Genomic DNA, 18867 nt, shown 5'->3' with positions numbered 1-18867 from the left:
ACGAATCTACCCCGCAACGACGACAGCATTGCCCCCAAACCTCGGTAAGCGCCGAAAAGTTAACTCCCCACGTACGTAAAGTCCCGAGTACTTCTAGCCCGAGTACTTCTAGCCCGAGTACTTCTAGTAAGAAACGCGAAAGGCAGCCCCAAAACCTACGCCACTACGACATACGTAGCAGTGTTTTGCGATGTAAATAACAAGATAGTTTGGGGGATTTATGAAAAGAACCACATTAACGTTGTTGTCGATGATGGCAGCAAGCGGATCTGTTCTGGCCGTTGAAAACTGGCAAGGACTCTACACCGACCTACGCGCAGGCGCGGGTTTTAACCCAGGCGACAATGGTGAGTTGGAATTTCGCCGCGTGGACGGCAGCGACAACCGCGCAGCAATAGACAGCGCCTTTGGCGATAACTTCAACGGAGAATTTAACGCAGGCAGCGTACTGGGCGCCGCGGTCGGCTATAAATTTCAGCAGGATCGCTGGGTCTATGGCGCCGAGTTTAGCCTTTCCTCAGCCGATTTATCGCAGGATCAAAGCGCCTTCTCGGCCACGCCCGCGACCTATGTCGAGCGCCGGGAAATCGACCTACTCACCCATGCTTCGTTCAACATCGGCTATGCCAGCGAGCTGCCTATCCTGCCCTTCTTTAGCCTGGGCGCGTCCTATGGCGACGTCGATTACAGCTGGCAGGGTAACTCCGGCGCTTTTCGTGGTGACAACGGAAAGGACGACCGCAACATTGGTTACCACATTGGCATTGGCGTTGAAGTAAAACTTAACGGGCCACTGTCTCTCACCTTCGAATATCAATATGTCGACCTCGGCGATGCTGACTTCGCCACCAACTTCAGCGGCGAGCAGGACTTACTGGGGCAGAATAACGGCGCCTTCAACGCCTTTGGCAATGCCGCCTCGGGGGGCACCAACGCACAGGGCAGCGACGACGACTTCGATTTTCAAACTGTCGGAGCGGCGCTGCGTTACCGCTTCTAACGCGTTTCTCCAGGCAGCGTGTCACGAGCCCACGCGCTGCTTGGCCACCCATCTCACATGCCTGGCTATCGCTTCATCATCACGCAAGGCCTCTATGCTTGAAAACCGTTGCCCTAGGGTCAGCTCATCATAAAGCTGGTGGATACCGCTGTGGCATGGTCGGCAAAGCCACACCCCTGTGTTTAATTCATTGCGGTTAAAGCGCTTGTAAAAGCGTGGCCGACGATGGAGTTTTCGAGGGATCAAATTGTGAAAGGTCAGCGCTACCTGCCTTGCGCAAAGCTGGCACGGCTGATGGGCGGGGCGGCGTCGAGGCATCGATATCTAACCTCAATAAAAAAGCCCCTGGGGGAGGGGCATGAAGCAGGGTCATGAAAAGCACTTACTCTTATGTAAAATTCCCGCCTTTGGATCACCGCTGACCGCGTGTGCTAGCGCACAACTTACCCATCGCGTCGACAAACGCCTGCCACTACTACACCAAATTGTCTACTTCATCACTTACACAGTACGGCGCAGCTCTTAGTATTGTCGCCTCCATTTTCCAGGCTGGCCCAGTGACTTCTCCAAAAACATCTCAGCACCATATCGCTCATCTGCACGCTTTTCGCGGTTTCGCCATTTTGAATGTGATCGGCGCCCACGCCTGGACATCGCTAATGTTCCGGGTTGGGGGCTACGAAATGGCCGACAGCATGCGTGTGCTGTATTCATTGATACAGACCGTTTTCCACGACGCGACGCTGTACTTTGCGGTGATATCGGGCCTGCTGTTCACCAGGGTGTTGCGCGGCCGACCCTGGGCAAATTTTTACCGCGCCAAGCTTAAGAACGTCATCCTGCCGTATGCAATTTTGAGCGTGTTCTTTTTAACGGCGTTGTGGGATTGGTATGTCGGCTACGCCGCCGACAACGGCTTGCCCACCGACTACGCCACCGCCCTGCTACGCGGGCTACTACTCGGGCAAACACTTCCCCAGTTTTGGTATATCCCGGTGCTTGCAGTGCTGTTTTTGATCACGCCGGTACTGGACGCACTTATCCAACACCCACAACGTCGCTGGCTGGCCGTAGCGCTCGTTATTCTGCCTTTGTTTATCTCGCGTACGGGCATGGCGAACTCAGTCAGCGTGCAGACGATTGTCTATTTTAGCGGTGCCTACCTCTGCGGCATGTTGATGGGCCAACACTATGAAGCCGTTCAGGCTGCTATCACCCGCAACACTCTCAATCTATTCTTACTGGTATTGGCAACCTCGGCGGCGCTATTCGCTCTCTATGCCAATGGCTATAAAAGCAGTGGCTGGCTGTCGTACACCGAAAGCCTGTTCTACATACAAAAGCTGGCGATCACCGCGCTAATTCTGCACACCTTCCTTTGCCTGGAGGGTGGCTTACCAAAGCTGTTGCACACGCTGGGCGATTACGCGTTCGCGATTTACTTTTTGCACTTAGTGTTTATCTTTTTACTGGCACAACTACTCGTCGAGCCACTACGAGCGCATCTGCACAGCGGCTGGATGTTTGCTGGGGGGCTGCTGGTAATGCTGGGTAGTGCGGCGTTGACCTTAGCGGCGAGCATACTACTTAAAAAAATATTAGGCCGTTATTCACGGGCGCTGATAGGAAGTTAGAGAAAAATACTCAGGAGGAGCCAGCGAGCCAGCCCCTCCTGCAGATAAAACCTACTGACTGCAGGTCGTCTCCGTGCCAACGATCACATGCTGAACGGCATGCTTCTCGTCATAGGTCGCGCCATTGCTTCCTGTAAACGGATCGTTGTAGAAAAAAGTCGAGGTACCAATTAACGTTTCTCCAGCAACATAGTAATTAAGGTCGCGCTTTCTGCCACTTTCCTCGAAAACAATTGCCACTTTTCCACCCGCCTGGCTCCAGGTAAATGAATCAATCTCTCCATCACTGCGGCCAACAAAGGTTTCTGAAACTCCATTTTCATCTTTAGTGACATCATTATTGTCATGGGGCTGAAAATCTTTCTCACCGTATCCATCTATGACCAATGTCGCCAAACGCTCAAGGTCCGGGTGCAGCTCGCCACTTCCACCTTGATTAAAAATAAGCCGCCCTTCTTGTTTGGTAATACGCACGATTCGATCATTAATATACCCGTCGTTGCTTGTGGTCCGAAGCTCCGTTTCAGTCGCTTCGAATTCATAGCATTTCCCAGCCACCTGAGCAGTTTGCGTTTCTACTTCAATTCCGGAAACTCTTTCTGAAAGCACGTTAATTGCCTCTGCCAAAGCGCTAAAGTTCGCGTTCACCTCGCTAGCTTTTGCAGGAGTATTAGCACTAAACGTGGTCAGTGCGCCCGACTCTATCTGCGCGTATGCCGCCAGCGGCAAAGTGGCTGCGGCGATTGAAATGGCGATTTTCTTGATAGTCATAATTCATTCCTTAAATTTTTTATCTATTTCTTGATAAGCGTGCTACTGCCAATTGGATTGATCCCAATTAAACGCGTCCCATACAGCATCAGAATTAGGCTGCTCGACTTCGCTATCACAAGCATCGCCGACTCCGTCTGCATCAACATCTTCCTGACCACTATTCGCTGTCGATGGGCAGTTATCTTCCTCATTAACGAAACCATCGCCATCGAGATCGTCATCACTGTTATCACCAATCCCATCACTGTCCGTGTCGGCAGATTCTTCCGGATTTAACGGAAAGGCATCGTTTTGATCATCCACGCCATCGTTATCATCGTCCTCATCGGCGTTATTACCAATGCCGTCGCCATCGCTGTCGACAGACTCGCTGCCATTTAAGGGGAAGGCATCGCGATCATCGGGAGTTCCGTCTCCATCATCATCAGTGTCGCTATTATTGCCCGTCCCGTCGCCATCTGTGTCTACAGACTCATTGGCATTATCGGGAAAAGCATCGTCACTATTATTTACACCGTCTCCGTCCCTATCGCGGTCACAGGGATCACCAATCTCATCGAAATCGCTATCAAGCTGATCAGGGTTAGCGATTAAAGGGCAATTATCGTCGGCATCAATGACGCCATCCTCGTCGACATCGGGTGCGGTTTTCGCTGGTTCCGGCGAGGTATCAACTTCACCGCTTTCAAGCGCCGACGTGTCGACCATTGATTGGGTCTTTTCCTTTTCGTCAACCAGCACACCCTCAATATCGGTAATTTTAATATCCGTACCAGGTATATTGAGGGTTGATGGATCTACCGTGATGCGGCCAACAACATTATCAACGTGCTGAAAAACTGAGATAGCCTCACCCGATTTTTCTCCGTCAAGAAGGCCGTCACTCAGGTCATCTGCCATAGCCATAAGCATTTCTAAGCTGGAAACGGTACTCTCACTGTTATTTCCCTTAGCATTTTCGGCCAAGCTCTTAGCGACCGCACTCACTGCTTCTATAGCTGTACGATACTTTGCCGCTAGCGCCTGCTTTTCTGCACTATCTACCGTACTGTCTATCAAGGGAGCCGTTGTATTGAGTGAGGTAAATGCGTTCATACCAAAACCCAACGTGCTGGCCGTTTGCCGCGATGCGACATCAAACGCGCTAAGAAACTCCTCCTCGCTCACAACCCCGTTGCCATCACCAACAAAGGGATGACTGATAGAATCGGCATTTGTTTTTGCTACGTGGAACGCTATCGACGTCAATGGAGAAGGATAAACCCTGACGTCTTCTCCCTCCGCAACAGATACAATGGTAATTAGCCTTCCAATCTCAGGCGACTCACCCGTCGTGATATCAATCGTGTCTTGGTTTGCAACAACCTCAACAATCACTGCACCTGTATAACTTTGCGGAAGGCTCAATCCGCTGATAGCGGCAGTTTCTGTGGTAACGGCACTACCCAGTAGCCTACCGCGGAAGTTTTCCACGTCTTCTGCAAAGGCATAGGCACTTACCGAGGCATTCGCCAGCGGTCCCTTAACACCTGCTCCCTGAATAACCGGTGCAGCAGCTTGGCTAGCACCACCCTCACTACCTCCTCCGCCACCACAGGCGCTGATCAATGCAGAAATCAGGGCAATAGAAATCCCTTTCACCCTAAAAAGGGCGAGCTTTCGTCGCAACATAGATGCCTCGTTATATTTTTAAAAGGTAACTTTATGGAAAATTCATTGTTATGATTTTTTATTAACAGGCCTCACATTATTCCTAGAAAGGCAACACCCCTAATGCATTCATTGCTAAAAATGTGAAGTAGGGGTATTAAATATTTTAGCCTGAAGAAATTCAAGCTTTTTTATATCTCGACTATAAATTGCCTTCGGGCAGAGGTCTGAGCAAGGCTTATTGCAAACATCATCTCAGAGAAAGGAGCACCCCAGGCCTAACCAGCACACAGGAGCAAGCATAAAAAAAAGCACCCCACGCGAATGGAGTGCTTTCCTAAAATCTACAGGGATGGTCAGACCAAAATTTAGTCGAAATCCACAGCGCTGTGACGCTCAGCCATTTGCTCCTCTTCCGGCCCCCACACGCGGTTTACGCGGCGACCGCGCTGCACCGCCGGGCGCTCAGAAATTTGCTCGGCCCAACGCACAACATGGGTGTATGAGGTGACATCGAGAAATTCTGCCGCATCGTAGAGGTGGCCCAGCACCAGGGCGCCGTACCACGGGAAGGTGGCAATATCGGCAATCGAGTACTCGTCGCCGCACAGGTAGGTATTCTCAGCCAGGCGCTTATCTAGCACATCCAACTGGCGCTTCACCTCCATGGTGTAGCGCTCAATGGGGTATTCCAGTTTCTCTGGAGCATAGGCATAAAAGTGGCCAAAGCCACCACCCAGGAAAGGCGCACTGCCCATTTGCCACATCAACCAGGACTGACACTCGGCACGCGTCGCCACATCTTTCGGGTAAAAAGCGTCAAACTTTTCAGCGAGGTAGAGCAGGATCGCGCCGGATTCAAACACCCGCGTTGGCGGCGTTGTACCGCGGTCCAACAGGGCCGGTATTTTTGAGTTGGGGTTTATGTCGACAAAGCCACTGGAGAACTGTTCGCCCTCCATAATATTCACCAAATAGGCGTTGTATTCAGCCTTACTGATACCCAGCTCAAGTAGCTCTTCGAGCATCACCGTCACTTTCACGCCATTGGGGGTTGCCAGCGAGTAAAGCTGTAAATCGTGGTTGCCGCTAGGCAGGGCTTTTTCGTGCGTCGCACCGGAGATCGGCCGGTTAATATTGGCGAACTTCCCGCCACTTTCACTGTTCCATGTCCAGACTTTGGGGGGGACATAGGGCTTGGATTCCGACATACACACATTCTCCACGTTGTTGTAGTAATGGCTCACCGCAGCACCTCGCGGTGAGCCTACCTTGCCACAATAGATGCACGAGCACATAGCTTGTTACATCTCTGGTACTCCGGCCTTCTGCTATGACCGCGTGTCCATCATCGTGTTCATCGGCGAGCGCTGACGCCACAAGCCCTGATGAACAGCCAAGGCGGTAATAATCATGCCCGCGCCCATTAGCATCGCTGGCGTGATCGGCTCGTCGACAACCACACTGCCAATGACCAGCGCCAGCACCGGCGACACCAGGGGGATCAACGAGACGGTTTCCACTGGCATGACTTTCAGAATGTAGTAATAGGCAACAAAGCCGACCAACGACGCAAACAGGGCCAGGTACAGCAGTGATGCCAGCGATACGGCACTGAACACCAGTGGCTCAAAGCCAACCCACAGCCACCAGCTCAGCAACATACCCGGCAAGGCGAAGGCCATTGCACCCAGCGCCTGCTCCACCGGCGACACAACAATGGTGGCGTTGAGCTTTTTAACCCACACGGCGCTGCCCGAGAACAGTAAATTAGACAGCAGCATTAGCGCGATACCGGTGTAACTGTCGCCGGTGATCACCACATCGTCGGCCAGAATACACAGCAAACCCAGCGCTGCCAGCGCAATGGCAAACAGCTTGCGCGGCACCAACATCCGCTCACCCAACATCGGCCACGCCAGCGCCGCCGTGAAAAACGGCGACAAGCCAAACATCAGTGCGATCAGTCCCGAGGGAATATATTGCGCAGCCCAATACACCAATGCCATATTGGGAAACAAGCTGATGGATGCGGCGAAGTAAAGCTTCCAGTGGCGGCGAATATTTAAACCCGCCACACCAAACAGTGTGCACAGCGCACTGCCGACAAAAAACGCAATAAGAATACGCAGGCTCAATGCCGCGATGGGGGGCAACGAATCGCCACCAAGTTTTATCGACAGTGGCGTCGTCGCCCAGATAAGAATAACCAGTAGATAGACAAACCGTACAAGCATGGCGCTTTACTCACGTATTTGCCGAGACATGTCCCCGAGGCCCACAACGAAAAAGGCCGCAGATGAAATGTCTGCGGCCTTTTGGAATTGGGTATTTTCTTTGTATCAATTCTCCGCCGCACACCATCTCGCCACACACACAATACGGCGCATGGCAGCGAGAAATTTGGCGAAACACCACTGATACATAATTTACATACTACATTCGTTAGCAACGCCATCACTATATGCCAGCGGCTTCATTTGGCGCAAGGCCTCTACAAAAAATCCATGACGACAATGCTATATTGGGTAGTCGAGCACCCCGTTAGTGCCTCGCTTTGATTTAACAAATAGGACAGCCCCATGCCCGTCGCCAAATTTCGATCCGCGCAACAGCTACTCACCGGCTCTGGCGCGATAGATCAGCTCAAAGACTACTTACAATCGCAAAATATCCAGCATCCTTTGCTCGTAACTGATAAGGGGGTTCGCAACTCAGGGAGTCTTGCATACATCACCGAAGCCGCGGGCATTAGTGACAAGGACATCTTCGACGAGGTCCCCGCAGAGCCTGAAGTGGATGTTGTAAAAGCCTGCGCAAACTATTTTGGTAATCACAACTTTGACGGCATTATCGCGGTCGGCGGCGGTAGCGCAATCGATATCGCAAAATGCACCGCGGTGATGGCTAGCCACGAGGGTCCGCTGGAATCGCTCTTTGGTGAAGGAATGGTAAAGCAGCGCAATGTGCCACTTATCGCGATCCCCACAACAGCAGGGACTGGATCAGAGGTCACGAATATTGCGATATTGTCAGACCCGAAAGCACAGCTTAAGAAAGGCATTGTTAGCGATTATTTACTGCCAGATCTCGCTATTGTCAGCCCCGAAATGACACTCACCTGCCCACCTTCCGTCACAGCCGCTAGCGGCGTAGACGCTTTAGTTCACGCTATTGAGGCCTACCTCTCTAACTTTGCGAGTCCGATTACTGACGCCCTCGCCACTAAGGCAATGACGCTAATCATCAATGCACTGCCAAAAGCGTATGCCAAGCCCGAAAATATGTCGGCGCGAGAAGACATGGCCACCGGTAGCTTACTGGCTGGATTGGCTTTTGGTAACGCTGGTGTGGGGGCGGTGCATGCCCTGGCGTACCCACTCGGTGGCCGTTACCACATCTCTCATGGTGTGAGTAATGCTCTCCTGCTTCCCCATGTCATGCAGGTAAACAAAATGGCTTGCATAGAGCGCTTTAGCGACATTGCCGCTGCCTTTGGGGAAAGACCAGACCTCGATCACCACAGCGCAGCAAACCGAGTCATCGAGCGTTTGCACGCCCTTTGCAGGGATGTAAACATTCCCGCCAATTTGCGAGTACTCAATATTCCTGAACAAGACCTGCCCAGCCTCGCAGAGGAGGCGCTCGGCGTTGAGCGCTTACTGCGAAATAACCCCAGAACACTGTCACTACAAGATATTCTGGGTATATACCAGGCGGCCTTCTAACCAGCCGTTATTCGGCGTAGGTTTCATTGAGATAGTCGATAATGTCTGCCGACTCAAACATGGCTACCCCCGTGTTGGGGTCGACCAAGTACGGCACCTGACTGCGCCCGGTTAGCTCCCGCAAACGCAGCCGGTTATCGCTGGTTATTGGCGCATCAGGGAAGAATTTTTCACGCACAATTGGCGGCCCCATTTCCTGCCAACGAGACTTGGCGAAATTACGCAGGCGGTAAGGGATTTCCAACTCGCTTAAACGCTCTCTTACCAAGCGCGCATAGGGGCTGGACTCAAAGCTATACAACTCCAGCGGCTGAGCGGGCGCTGTGGACTCCGCCGCATACATACCGCGCGGCTTCGGCGACGATCGCAACGCGGTTGCCGCCAGCGATGACAGCATATCCACCTGACGCAATACTCCCCGCGAGGCGCGACGGCGACCACCACCATACTGGTGATAGAGGTAGTCGATGATCTCTGCAGACTCCAGTAGCACCACATCATTGTTGGGGTCGACCAGCAGCGGGAACTGGCTGGCACCGCTCAAATCGATTGCCGTGCCACGAAAACGCATGCCGCCTTTCGGACAGGGGTAGATCATCGCATCCAGGTCCAGCTCACACAGTACTTCCCGAACGAGCCGACAGAACGGACAACCCTCATACTCGTAGAGCTCAAGTAATTTTTCCGGCTTGCTCGGGGTCGATGTAAAGGCGGCGGTGCCCCGCCAGGCACGACTGGAACTGGCAAAAACAGATGTCGCGATATCGAGCGCTTTCATGATGGCTTCCTCATAAAATTTGCCCGCTACCCTAGCACAGAATGCCTACAGGAAGGCGATGCCACTAGCGCGCTTTGCGACGTTTGCCCTTGCCGGCTTTGCTAGTTTCTTCGCCGGGCAGCTGCGCTTCTAACCACAATAAGGTATCGAGGTAGCCAACAAACTGTTTCAGGTAGGCCGGCGAGCGTTCGCGCATATTGGTCAGCGAGCGAATAGCCAGCATTTGCGGGTTGAGAGGGCCGGGATCTTGGGGGGCGTTTTGAATGGCCTGATCGATGCGCTGCTCGATATCCTGATGGCGCTGGCGGCTGCGCAATTGGCGCAATGCGCGCAGTTCTTTTGGCGGCTCGCTGGTCGCGTTATCGGGTGCATGGCTCTGGGAAGCGCCCAACAGCGAAAATTCCTGCTGGCGGAGCAAGGCACTGATCGGCGAACTTGCTTCGTCGCTTGCGGCGTCATCCGGGGTGTCTCGGTTTAGCTCCGCTTGCAGGGCCCGCAGGGCTGAAGCAGCGCCACTGCGACGAGTCGCCAATTGCTGGCGGTGTGTAGCCAGCACACCAGCCAGTCGGCTCGGCTGCTCGCTGAATTGCTCGCAGTCGCGACGGTAATCGGCAAGCATTGATGCCGCGCGGCGCAACAGGGGCGCCTGTACTGACGGCCGCTGCTGTTGCGCCCTCTCCAACAGACTTTCCACGCCGCGCAGGCGCGGTGGGTCAAACTGAGGACTCTGTCCTTGCAGCGCCGCCAGCGTTGCCTGCAATTCCGCCAGTGGCATACCGGGAGCGGGAGTCACTTCGCCTCCTGCTTCACACGGGGGACGGGCGCCATTTCCACGCGGCGGTTTTGGGCGCGACCATCTTCGCTACTATTGGCAGCCACCGGTTGCTGGTCGCCAAAGGCGGCGGCAAACACGCTGTCGGCGGGCATGCCTTCGTCGATCAACGCGCGGGTAACCGTTAGTGCTCGCTGCGCAGACAGCTCCCAGTTGTCAGAGAACTGCAAATTGCCCTGCTGAATGGGCAGGTCGTCGGTGAAGCCGCTTACCATCAGCAGTTGCTCATTTTCCTGCACAAACAATTTGAGCGGCGGGATCAGGCTGCGCAGCAGTTCCCGGCCTTCTTGCTGAAGTTCCGCCGAGTTCAGCGAAAACAACACGCTGCCGCTTATGCCAATGCGGCCGTCGCGCAGGGTCACTCGACCACTGGCCAAGGGCGCAGCAAGCGCCTCTTCCAGCACGGCGCGGCGCTGTTGCTCCACCTCTCGCTGGGCGACTTCTTTCTCCAGACTTTTCGCCAGCTCCAACTGAAAGCCCAGCGCCCAAATGAGCAGCAGCACGAACACGCCCACCATGCCGGTCATCAGGTCACCAAAGATCGCCCAGATTGGCGGCTCTTGGCTCAAGCCGTCATCAAGTTCGCGACTCACGCGTCAGCCCCTTCGGCGTTCATGTTCAGCTCAAGCTGCTCGGCACTGTCGGTAAGGGCTTGCAGGCGCGCCAGAATATCCTGATGGGTGAGCAGGTTGTGGTCGATAATTTCCCGCGCCTGGGCAACGTAGTAACTCATTTGCTCATCGCTGCGCTCGCCGCTTTCCTTGAGGGTTTGTTCGACACTGGCCAGCGCCGCCAGCAGTTCGACGTTACTGTCACCAAACTGCTGCACCGCGGCGGCAAAGGTGTCGCCCACGCCAGACAACTCCAGCGCGCTACCCGCCAGTTGGTCGCCAAGCTCGGCCAGCTGACCGGCGCGCTGCTCAATGCTGTCACCCAAACGCTCACCCAGCTGCTTGAGAGTATCGCCGCTGTTAGCGAGCAACTGCTCAACCGCTTCGCGCTGCGCCTGACTGCTGTCGCGCAGGCCATCGGTCAAACTGGCCAGCTCCGACATTAACTCACGGCGCTCATCGAGCAGGCTGTTATCGCGCTCAATATTCTTGGTAATTTCGCCGCGCAATTGCTCCATCAGTTCAGCCGCAACGCGCGGCGCCTCCGACGCGGATTCGATCAGATTGGCCAGCGGCGCCTCCAACGAATTGCCCAGTTCGGCCAATTGCGTCGCCACCGCGGCTTGCAAGGTTTCCAGTCGGCTCACGGCGGCATCGCCGCGCTGCGCCTCCTCGTCGCGCAGCTGTTGCAATTGACCTTGCAGGGCATCGATCAGTGCACTGCTGCGCTCTGCCACAGTTGCTTGCCAGCGCTGCTCGGCGGCCTGTTGCTGGCTCAGTTGCTCGGCAATGGCTGCCTGCAGCGTTTCCAAACGGCTAACCGCCGCGTCGCCGCGCTGTCCTTCTTCATCACGCAGCTTTTGCAACTGGCCCTGCAGGGCATCGATCAGCTGTGTGCTTCGCGCCGCCACACTTTCCTGCCAGCGCTGCTCAGCCGCTTGCTGCTCTTCAAGTTGCTGGCGCTGCTGCTCCAGTAACTGTTGGTTGACGCTGTTCAACGCCGCATTGCGGGTTTCGGCATCTTCGCCCAAGGAGCGGGCCACTGCCGACAACATGGTTTCAGCATTGGCAAAGGCCGCCTGCCACTGCTGTAGCCGCTCGGCTTCGGCATCGCGCTGGGCTTGCAGCGCCTCGGCGCTGCGCTGGGCGGCATCGTCTAGCAACTGGCGACTGTCGCGGGCCATCTGCTCGGCGCTACTGCTGAGGCTTTGACCCACCGCATCGGCCAATTCACGATTGGCGCGCTGCTGATTTTCGAGGCCTTTTTGCCAGGTGCTATCGATGGTGGCCGCGCTTTGCTCGAGCTGACTAGACATCGCCTCAAGGCGCGCATTGGCGGCCTCGTCAAACTGTTGGTGGCGCTGCTGTAGATCGCGCTCCAACCCTGCCAGCAGCCCCTCTACAACCGGCTTTATGGTTTCGCCAGCCTGACGACCGCTGTCAGCCAAACTGCGATTGAGTGACTCGGCCACAGCATTGGCCAGTGATTGAAAATCCTGCTGCACGCTCTGCTGAAACTGCTGCTGGTTGTCGAGCAATTGCTGGCTGAGCTGCTCGCCCATCGTACCGAGGCGCTCACTCAGTGCCGTGAGCTGGCTGGCAACGGTGGGCAGAGCATCGGCTTGTTGTTGCAGGGCGGAATAGGTTTGTTGGCGCTGATGACTGAGAGAGTAGTTCCGGAAGCGGCTGTCGCGCTGTTGATCCAACTCGCGGGACGCATCAATGCGCTCGCGGCGGCTAAGCGTGGCGATAAAACCCAGCATCGCCGATGCCGCCACACCGGCTACCGAGGTGCCGAAGGCCATGCCCAAGCCCTTGATCGGCGTAGTAAGGCCGTCGCGAATGGCGCTGAGCTCGGTGCTACCCTCCAGAGCCTGTACCGCACCGCCCAGGGTTTCGACCATACCGACGAAGGTGCCCATCAAACCCAGCATCACCAGCAGGCCAACCAGATAGGGCGTGAGCACGGGCACCGGCAGCCCTACGTATTCCCCTTCGATACGCTGACGTACTGGGTTGCGCAGCGACGCGGGCAAGGCATCCAGCCAGCGGTTCAATTCCACATCGCCGCCCTGCGCCAGGGCCGCGTGCAGCGCACCGGTCGCCTGCTGATAGCGCAGCAATTCGGCCCCGCCGGTAAAATAGGCCAGCGCGATGAGCAACATCACTACCGATGCCAGCAGATGGCCGGCGGCAACGGCCACCCCCATCCACAGAATAACCAGCGCGCCAAGGGTAAAGGCAGCCAGGGAAAGCAATCGTGTCATGGAGTGTCCTCGTGTTCGGAGTTCAGGGCTTCCAATAGGCCCTGTAGCGGCTGCAGGCGCAGCGCGAGTTCAGCAAGTAGCAAACTCTGCATGTCGGTATGAAATTGCCAGAGCCAGCCCCCGTCCGCGAGCCACTGCTCACTGGTAGTTGGCTGCTCGGTATCGGCATCGGAGTTTTGTTGCTCACTGCGCAGCGCGAAAAAATGCTGCGCCAGTAATTTAGGTAAGACAGAAAGTGCGCGACGGCTGTATACCGCCAACGTGCCCTCCATCATAGTATCCAGCGCGGCCAGCTGCGCCAGCGCCTCAGAGCGGCCCGACAACAGCTTGCGTAACTCGCCGCGCAAGCTGATGACCCGATGGTCTATTTCACTTTGATGCAGGGCATAAAAGCGTTGATAAGGCGCGTACCCGGCGGCATCGCTGCCAAACGTGTCGGCGTTTGGCGAAGGTAGAATAAATCCCGCTGGACTGTTGGCCATCGCCTCCGGGTCGAGGGTGAAACTCGCGGAGATCGCCTCAATCATATCGGCGCGGCGCGCCATAAAAAGGGCCTGAGCATCATCGCCAGCGGCTTCGCCGGTGGCCTTCACCCGTCGTAAGCCGCGCAGTGATTCCGACAAGGCAATCGCCCCTGAGAGGTCAATCAATTCGGCCAGCTTGTCGGCAAAACCGGCGCGCGGCGCAGCACTCGCCGCCACACCCAAGGCATTGAGGGTATGGGCCAGTCGCGAAGGTGTCGGCGGGGCGTGCGCGGCGGCCTTGGGCATAGAATCCTAGTGCGAGTTCTCATCGAACACGATGAGCAAGTTTATTCGGGACAGGCCATTCTGCCGACGTGACAAAATACGGAGCGGTCACTGACGCCTGTTACAGGCCACAGCGGAACGGCGTTGCTTCTACTTTTTTGGGTATGCTTTTGCATTTTTGCGCCCCATTATCGCCATTTTACCGCCCGATTCAATACAACTGCACAGGCGATGTATTGGCTTTTCTGCCCCTTTTAGACGATTTTTTGCGCCAGACAGCCCCACGGGAATTCCGTACTATGGCGGTATTACCCGTAACGGAGCAGTCAATGAGTACCACAGCTGGCGCGAGCATTCTGTTTATTCCCCACGGCGGCGGCCCGCTGCCCCTGCTGGGCGACCCCGGCCATGCCCGGCTGTGCGCCTTTCTAACGCAAATGGGGCAAAGCCTGCCAAGGCCGCAAGCGATTGTACTGATCAGCGCGCACTGGGAGGCCGAGCAAGCCCGGATCACCAGCGCCGCTCGCCCCGAGCTGATTTACGACTACAGCGGCTTCCCGCCGGAGTCTTATCAACTGATGTATCCCGCCTCAGGCCATGCGACGCTGGCTTGCGAGCTGCAGCGCGCCCTAAGCAACGAGGGACTGGCCGCTCATCTGGATGCAACGCGCGGCTTCGACCACGGGATGTTTGTGCCCCTCACGCTGATGTACCCCAATGCCGATATTCCCGTTGTGCAGCTCTCGCTGCTGAGCAGCCTCGATGGCGCCGAGCATATCGCCATGGGACGCGCCTTACGGGTATTGCGTGACCGCCGACTATTGGTGTTAGGCAGCGGCGCCACCTATCACAACCTGCAAGCCTATTTTGCCGGCACGATGGATCGCGACGCCCACCACCAGTTTGAAAACTGGCTGGCGCAACAGTGCTGCGACGAAACGCTCTCCGACGATACCCGACAAACTGCACTTGCCCACTGGCAGCGCGCGCCGGGGGCACTTCACTGCCACCCTCGCGCAGAGCATTTAATGCCACTGCAGGTCTGCGCAGGCATGGCCCGTGGCCCTGCTCAACGAGTATTTTTTGACGAGGTCATGGGCGAACTCAGTAGCGCCTTTTTGTGGCAATACTAGGCCGGCTCACCCTCTTTGCACTACAGCTGCTGGGGGCAAATGGCGCCAGCCCTTTGGATCGCGACTAATGAACACTTGTTAATTTATTTTTCTCCGCCCGCCGACTACACTGAGCGTCGCGACAGACTGCCACAACAATAAACACAGGACCCCGGCCATGCCAAAACTCAGCGACCCCCTTACGCTTCCCTGCGGCGCAACACTGCCCAACCGCTTGCTGAAATCTGCGATGACAGAGGGCCTCGCCGACGAGCACGATCACGCCACCACGCGGCTCGCCAGACTTTACCAAGCATGGTCAGAGGGCGGTACTGGCACCCTGGTAACCGGTAACGTGATGGTCGACCACCGTTTTTTAGAGCGCCCAGGCAATGTGGTGATCGACCACAACGGCGGCGAAGAGCAGCTGAAAAACTGGGCAAAAGCCGGACAGGTCGCCGGCAACCAACTGTGGATGCAAATCAATCACCCGGGGCGACAGTGCCAAAAGGTCGTATCGCACCAGCCACTGGCCCCCTCAGATGTGGGCATTGATCTGGCCGGCATGTTCGGCAAACCGCGTCCCATGACCGAAGACGACATCGAGCGTGCAATCAGTGGCTATGCACGCGTTGCCGGCATCGCCAAGGAAACCGGCTTTAGCGGCGTGCAGATTCACGCTGCCCACGGCTATTTGATCAGCCAATTTCTGTCGCCGCTGGCAAACCGCCGCCAGGACCAGTGGGGCGGTAGTCTCGAGAATCGCGCTCGCTTCCTGCTGGAGGTCATTCGCCGCTGTCGCGAGGCGGTCGGCCCCGAATTCCCGATAGCCCTGAAACTCAACTCCGCCGACTTTTCCAAGGGTGGTTTCAGCCACGACGAAAGTCTGCAAGTCGCGGCCTGGGTGTCAGAAGCCGGCATTGACTTGCTGGAGATCTCCGGAGGCACCTACGAAAAACTGGCACTGATGGGCGACAAGGAAGAAGGTGCCGCCGCCAGCCAAGCGCGTGAAGCCTACTTTTTGGACTACGCCAAAGGTATTCGCGACGTCACCTCAATACCCCTGGCGGTTACCGGCGGCTTCCGCAGCTATAACGCCATGCAAGCCGCACTGGATAGTGGCGCGATGGATGTGGTGGGCATTGCGCGGCCACTGTGCATGGAACCCGATGTAAAACCCTTACTGCGTGGCGAAAAACTCGGTTTTCGCGCCTGGGAGAAAGAGCTGCGCATCGGCCCCGGTTGGCTCGGCCCCAACAGCCCCAACCGTACCCTGCGCACCCTGAACTTTGGTCTGGCGACCCAGTGGTACTACCAACAAATCATCAACCTCGCCGAGGGCAAACCACCTGTCGAAGACACCGGCCTGCTGCGCCGCGCCGCCAAGCACATGATCGGCGAACGCAAATTGGCGAAGCGCCGAGTGGCGCGGAACAGCTAGGACGATTGCAGCCATCTACTCAGGCTGCACCGCCGACTGCGCATAGGGTTTTAAGGGCGGCTCTTCGGTCACCAGTGATAGGTCGGGGAAACCCTGGCCGCCCTCACTGGCAAATACATCGATAAAATCGGTAAGCAGGCTTGGCGATAGCGCCGGCTCTGGTAGAAATGGCAGTAAACCACATATCTCGCCGCCGGCCCGCTCTGGGCTGGCTGGTCCGTCATTGGCCAAGGCGTCGAGCACCAGCTCGTAGGTCGCACGGTCGGTCAAACCAATAGTCGCATGCTCAACAACGCGCCCCGGGCAAACGTCTTGAATGAGAATATTCGCCACCTTGGGGTTGTCCTGCTGCCAATCCAACGCGGCGGTTGGCACTGGTGACACCGGCTGCACCAGCTCGTCAAACTGGGTGTAAATATTGGTGTAATCGATATCACCCGGCGTTTCATCGTCGCTATTCAGCGCCTGCATATAGTTCGACTCTTGTCCGAACTGAAAAAACACTGCAGGCATGGGCAGACCGAGTGCCGTTAATTGCGCAAATTCCAGGCCGTGGTTAGGCGTCGCCAGAAGAATCATATCCTCAATCTTGTCGCGCAGGCTCGGCCACCAACGCACTGCCCAGCGCGGCCCCATTCCGCCCTGACTATGGCCAACAATGGATACCTTGCGTCCGGAGTCGGCAATTTGATCAATCGCATTCACCACATATTCGGCGGCAATCTGCGCATCACTTAGTCCGCGGTTGGGGTAGGTCACAATGCAAACATCGTAACCCTCGCCCAACAGCAGGGGCTCGTAATTCCACGTCCACTGCTCCTCACCGTGGGTAAACGTGCCATGCACCAGCAGCACAACAGGCCCGCTCTCGGTAAAGGGGTTACATACCAGCCCCTCGTTAAGCACCGACATTTCAGTTTCAAAGGTCGGCTCAGAAAAACGCTCACCGGAAGAACCGGAGCCCGACGAGGAGCCTCCACAGGCGTTTAATACCGCGATGAATAACAACCCCAGTGTTGTGAGACGTCCTTTTTTCACATGGTCAAACATGGCTTACCCTCGGTAGGTTTAGCGCTTGGCGCTGCGAGATCGCTCATTGTTTGGCAAGGCGCGCAGCCGATCAATCGTCCGTTTTACATAATTATAGAGAGACGCCATGAGCCTACCACGCAAGGATGTCGAATTTTTAAGCCAGGGCACTCGCTGCCGCGCATGGCATTACCCCACGGCCACGCCTCAAGCCTGCATTGTTATGGCGCATGGCTTGGGCGGTACGCGGGATGCTGGCCTGGAGCCCTACGCCCAGCGGTTTGCCGACGCGGGCTTTGCGGTGCTGCTATTTGACTACCGCCACTTTGGCGCCTCTGACGGTGAACCCCGGCAATTGCTATCTATTCCCAAGCAGCTGCAGGATTGGCGCGCCGCCATCAGTTTTGCTGAAACTCTGCCCAATGTTGACGCCAAGCGCATTGCGCTGTGGGGCAGTTCGTTCTCGGGTGGACATGTGATCAGTACGGCGGCCGCCGATAAGCGTGTGGCCGCGGTGGCCGCGCAAGGCCCGATGATGGATGGCCTGGCATCAGTCTCGGCAATGCTCGACTACGCTGGGGTAGGCCGACTACTCAAACTCAGCGCCTACGGCGTGGCCGACCTGGCCAAATCCGCCCTTGGTGGCTCACCGGTGATGGTGCCTATTATCGCCAAACCCGGTGGCTTTGCCGCCATGAGCAGCCACGACGCTTGGAGTGGTTACCGTGCGATTCAACCCAAAGACTGGAAAAATGCCATGTCCGCTCGCTTAGCACTGGCGTTGGGTACGTACCGTCCCACGATGAAAGCCAAGAACGTTCACTGCCCTGCACTAATTCAAGTGTGCTTGCGCGACACAGTGGCACCGGCCTCAGCAGCGATCAGACTAGCTAAGAAATTGGGCAAACTGGCCACACTAAAGCAGTACGATATTGGGCATTTCGACATCTATGTAAAGGAGCCTTTTGAACGGGCAGTCAGTGACCAGATAACCTTTTATCAGGAACAGCTCAACGCAGCCAAGTAGCAAACTTATCCACCGGCGACCATCTCTTATATAGGCACTTTAAACTTAATAGAAACCTACGAACGGCGCTTTTGCACACTAGCATCCGAAGCGCGTTCTAGGCGAAACCTTAGTAGCTCTGTATTGCTAATTCACTGGTCTGCGCAAATCAATGTTATCCACCCTTTTCTCCAATCATAGCGTGTTGGGTTTTACTCGCCCCTCGTACTGACAGTCTTAAACCACGAACCAGCCC

General features: G+C 56.0%; 16 protein-coding genes. 6 read left to right on the top strand and 10 right to left on the bottom strand.

Annotated elements, in window-relative coordinates:
* Positions 1-220: 220 nt before the first annotated feature.
* Positions 221-1000, top strand: a complete 780-nt coding sequence (locus H573_RS0111630; protein WP_084498042.1) for an outer membrane protein — start codon at positions 221-223, stop codon at positions 998-1000.
* Positions 1001-1557: 557 nt separating this feature from the next.
* On the top strand, positions 1558-2634 hold the full coding sequence (locus tag H573_RS0111625; RefSeq protein WP_161624258.1) for an acyltransferase family protein: 1077 nt from the start codon (positions 1558-1560) through the stop codon (positions 2632-2634).
* Between the two features lie 51 nt (positions 2635-2685).
* Here H573_RS0111625 and H573_RS0111620 read toward each other — a convergent pair whose 3' ends face one another.
* The 4 genes from H573_RS0111620 to H573_RS18000 form a co-directional block, all read right to left on the bottom strand.
* The gene (locus H573_RS0111620) at positions 2686-3405 is read right to left on the bottom strand and encodes a hypothetical protein (RefSeq protein WP_027874420.1); all 720 of its coding nucleotides are present in this window, start codon (positions 3403-3405) and stop codon (positions 2686-2688) included.
* A gap of 42 nt (positions 3406-3447) precedes the next feature.
* A complete protein-coding gene (locus tag H573_RS18005) occupies positions 3448-5079 on the bottom strand; it encodes a thrombospondin type 3 repeat-containing protein (protein ID WP_084498039.1) in 1632 nt (543 codons plus the stop codon).
* 347 nt (positions 5080-5426) lie between these two features.
* Positions 5427-6269 (bottom strand): glutathione-dependent disulfide-bond oxidoreductase, encoded by an 843-nt coding sequence (yghU, locus tag H573_RS0111610; RefSeq protein WP_027874419.1) that lies wholly within the window; start codon positions 6267-6269, stop codon positions 5427-5429.
* A gap of 120 nt (positions 6270-6389) precedes the next feature.
* Complete coding sequence (locus tag H573_RS18000) at positions 6390-7295, bottom strand: DMT family transporter (protein ID WP_051171241.1); 906 nt, start codon at positions 7293-7295, stop codon at positions 6390-6392.
* A gap of 345 nt (positions 7296-7640) precedes the next feature.
* Here H573_RS18000 and H573_RS0111600 point away from each other — a divergent pair, with 345 nt between their 5' ends.
* On the top strand, positions 7641-8786 hold the full coding sequence (locus H573_RS0111600) for an iron-containing alcohol dehydrogenase (RefSeq protein ID WP_027874418.1): 1146 nt from the start codon (positions 7641-7643) through the stop codon (positions 8784-8786).
* A 7-nt stretch (positions 8787-8793) separates the two neighbouring features.
* On the opposite strand, the gene H573_RS0111595 is transcribed toward H573_RS0111600, so the two are convergent.
* The 5 genes from H573_RS0111595 to H573_RS17990 all read right to left on the bottom strand — a co-directional run bounded on the left by H573_RS0111595 (position 8794) and on the right by H573_RS17990 (position 14044).
* Positions 8794-9564 carry a glutathione S-transferase N-terminal domain-containing protein gene (locus H573_RS0111595; RefSeq protein WP_027874417.1) on the bottom strand — a complete coding sequence of 257 codons (771 nt, stop codon included), beginning with the start codon at positions 9562-9564 and terminating at the stop codon, positions 8794-8796.
* 64 nt (positions 9565-9628) lie between these two features.
* Complete coding sequence (locus H573_RS19075) at positions 9629-10357, bottom strand: DUF2894 domain-containing protein (RefSeq protein WP_154653885.1); 729 nt, start codon at positions 10355-10357, stop codon at positions 9629-9631.
* Positions 10354-10989, bottom strand: a complete 636-nt coding sequence (locus H573_RS0111585) for an OmpA family protein (RefSeq protein WP_027874415.1) — start codon at positions 10987-10989, stop codon at positions 10354-10356. Before H573_RS0111585 ends, H573_RS19075 begins: the two co-directional genes overlap by 4 nt.
* Positions 10986-13274: a DUF802 domain-containing protein gene (locus tag H573_RS0111580; protein WP_027874414.1), complete on the bottom strand. Its 2289-nt coding sequence runs from the start codon at positions 13272-13274 to the stop codon at positions 10986-10988. The genes H573_RS0111585 and H573_RS0111580 overlap by 4 nt, the downstream gene beginning before the upstream one ends.
* Positions 13271-14044, bottom strand: coding sequence for a DUF3348 family protein (locus H573_RS17990; RefSeq protein WP_051171240.1), 774 nt, complete (start codon positions 14042-14044; stop codon positions 13271-13273). The genes H573_RS0111580 and H573_RS17990 overlap by 4 nt, the downstream gene beginning before the upstream one ends.
* Positions 14045-14352: 308 nt before the next feature.
* Here H573_RS17990 and H573_RS0111570 point away from each other — a divergent pair, with 308 nt between their 5' ends.
* Positions 14353-15156 (top strand): DODA-type extradiol aromatic ring-opening family dioxygenase, encoded by an 804-nt coding sequence (locus tag H573_RS0111570; protein WP_027874413.1) that lies wholly within the window; start codon positions 14353-14355, stop codon positions 15154-15156.
* A gap of 157 nt (positions 15157-15313) precedes the next feature.
* Positions 15314-16576, top strand: coding sequence for an NADH:flavin oxidoreductase/NADH oxidase family protein (locus H573_RS0111565; protein WP_027874412.1), 1263 nt, complete (start codon positions 15314-15316; stop codon positions 16574-16576).
* Positions 16577-16591: 15 nt separating this feature from the next.
* Here H573_RS0111565 and H573_RS17985 read toward each other — a convergent pair whose 3' ends face one another.
* Entirely contained in the window at positions 16592-17626 is a 1035-nt protein-coding gene (locus H573_RS17985) for an esterase/lipase family protein (RefSeq protein ID WP_051171239.1), read from the bottom strand.
* A gap of 106 nt (positions 17627-17732) precedes the next feature.
* On the opposite strand from H573_RS17985, the gene H573_RS0111555 reads away from it, so the two are divergent.
* On the top strand, positions 17733-18632 hold the full coding sequence (locus H573_RS0111555) for an alpha/beta hydrolase (RefSeq protein WP_027874411.1): 900 nt from the start codon (positions 17733-17735) through the stop codon (positions 18630-18632).
* Positions 18633-18867: the final 235 nt, after the last annotated feature.

The sequence above is a fragment of the Neomelitea salexigens DSM 19753 genome, from assembly GCF_000422345.1.
Taxonomy (GTDB): Bacteria; Pseudomonadota; Gammaproteobacteria; order Pseudomonadales; family Spongiibacteraceae; genus Spongiibacter; species Spongiibacter marinus_A.
This window is presented reverse-complemented; position numbering and strand designations above follow the sequence as displayed.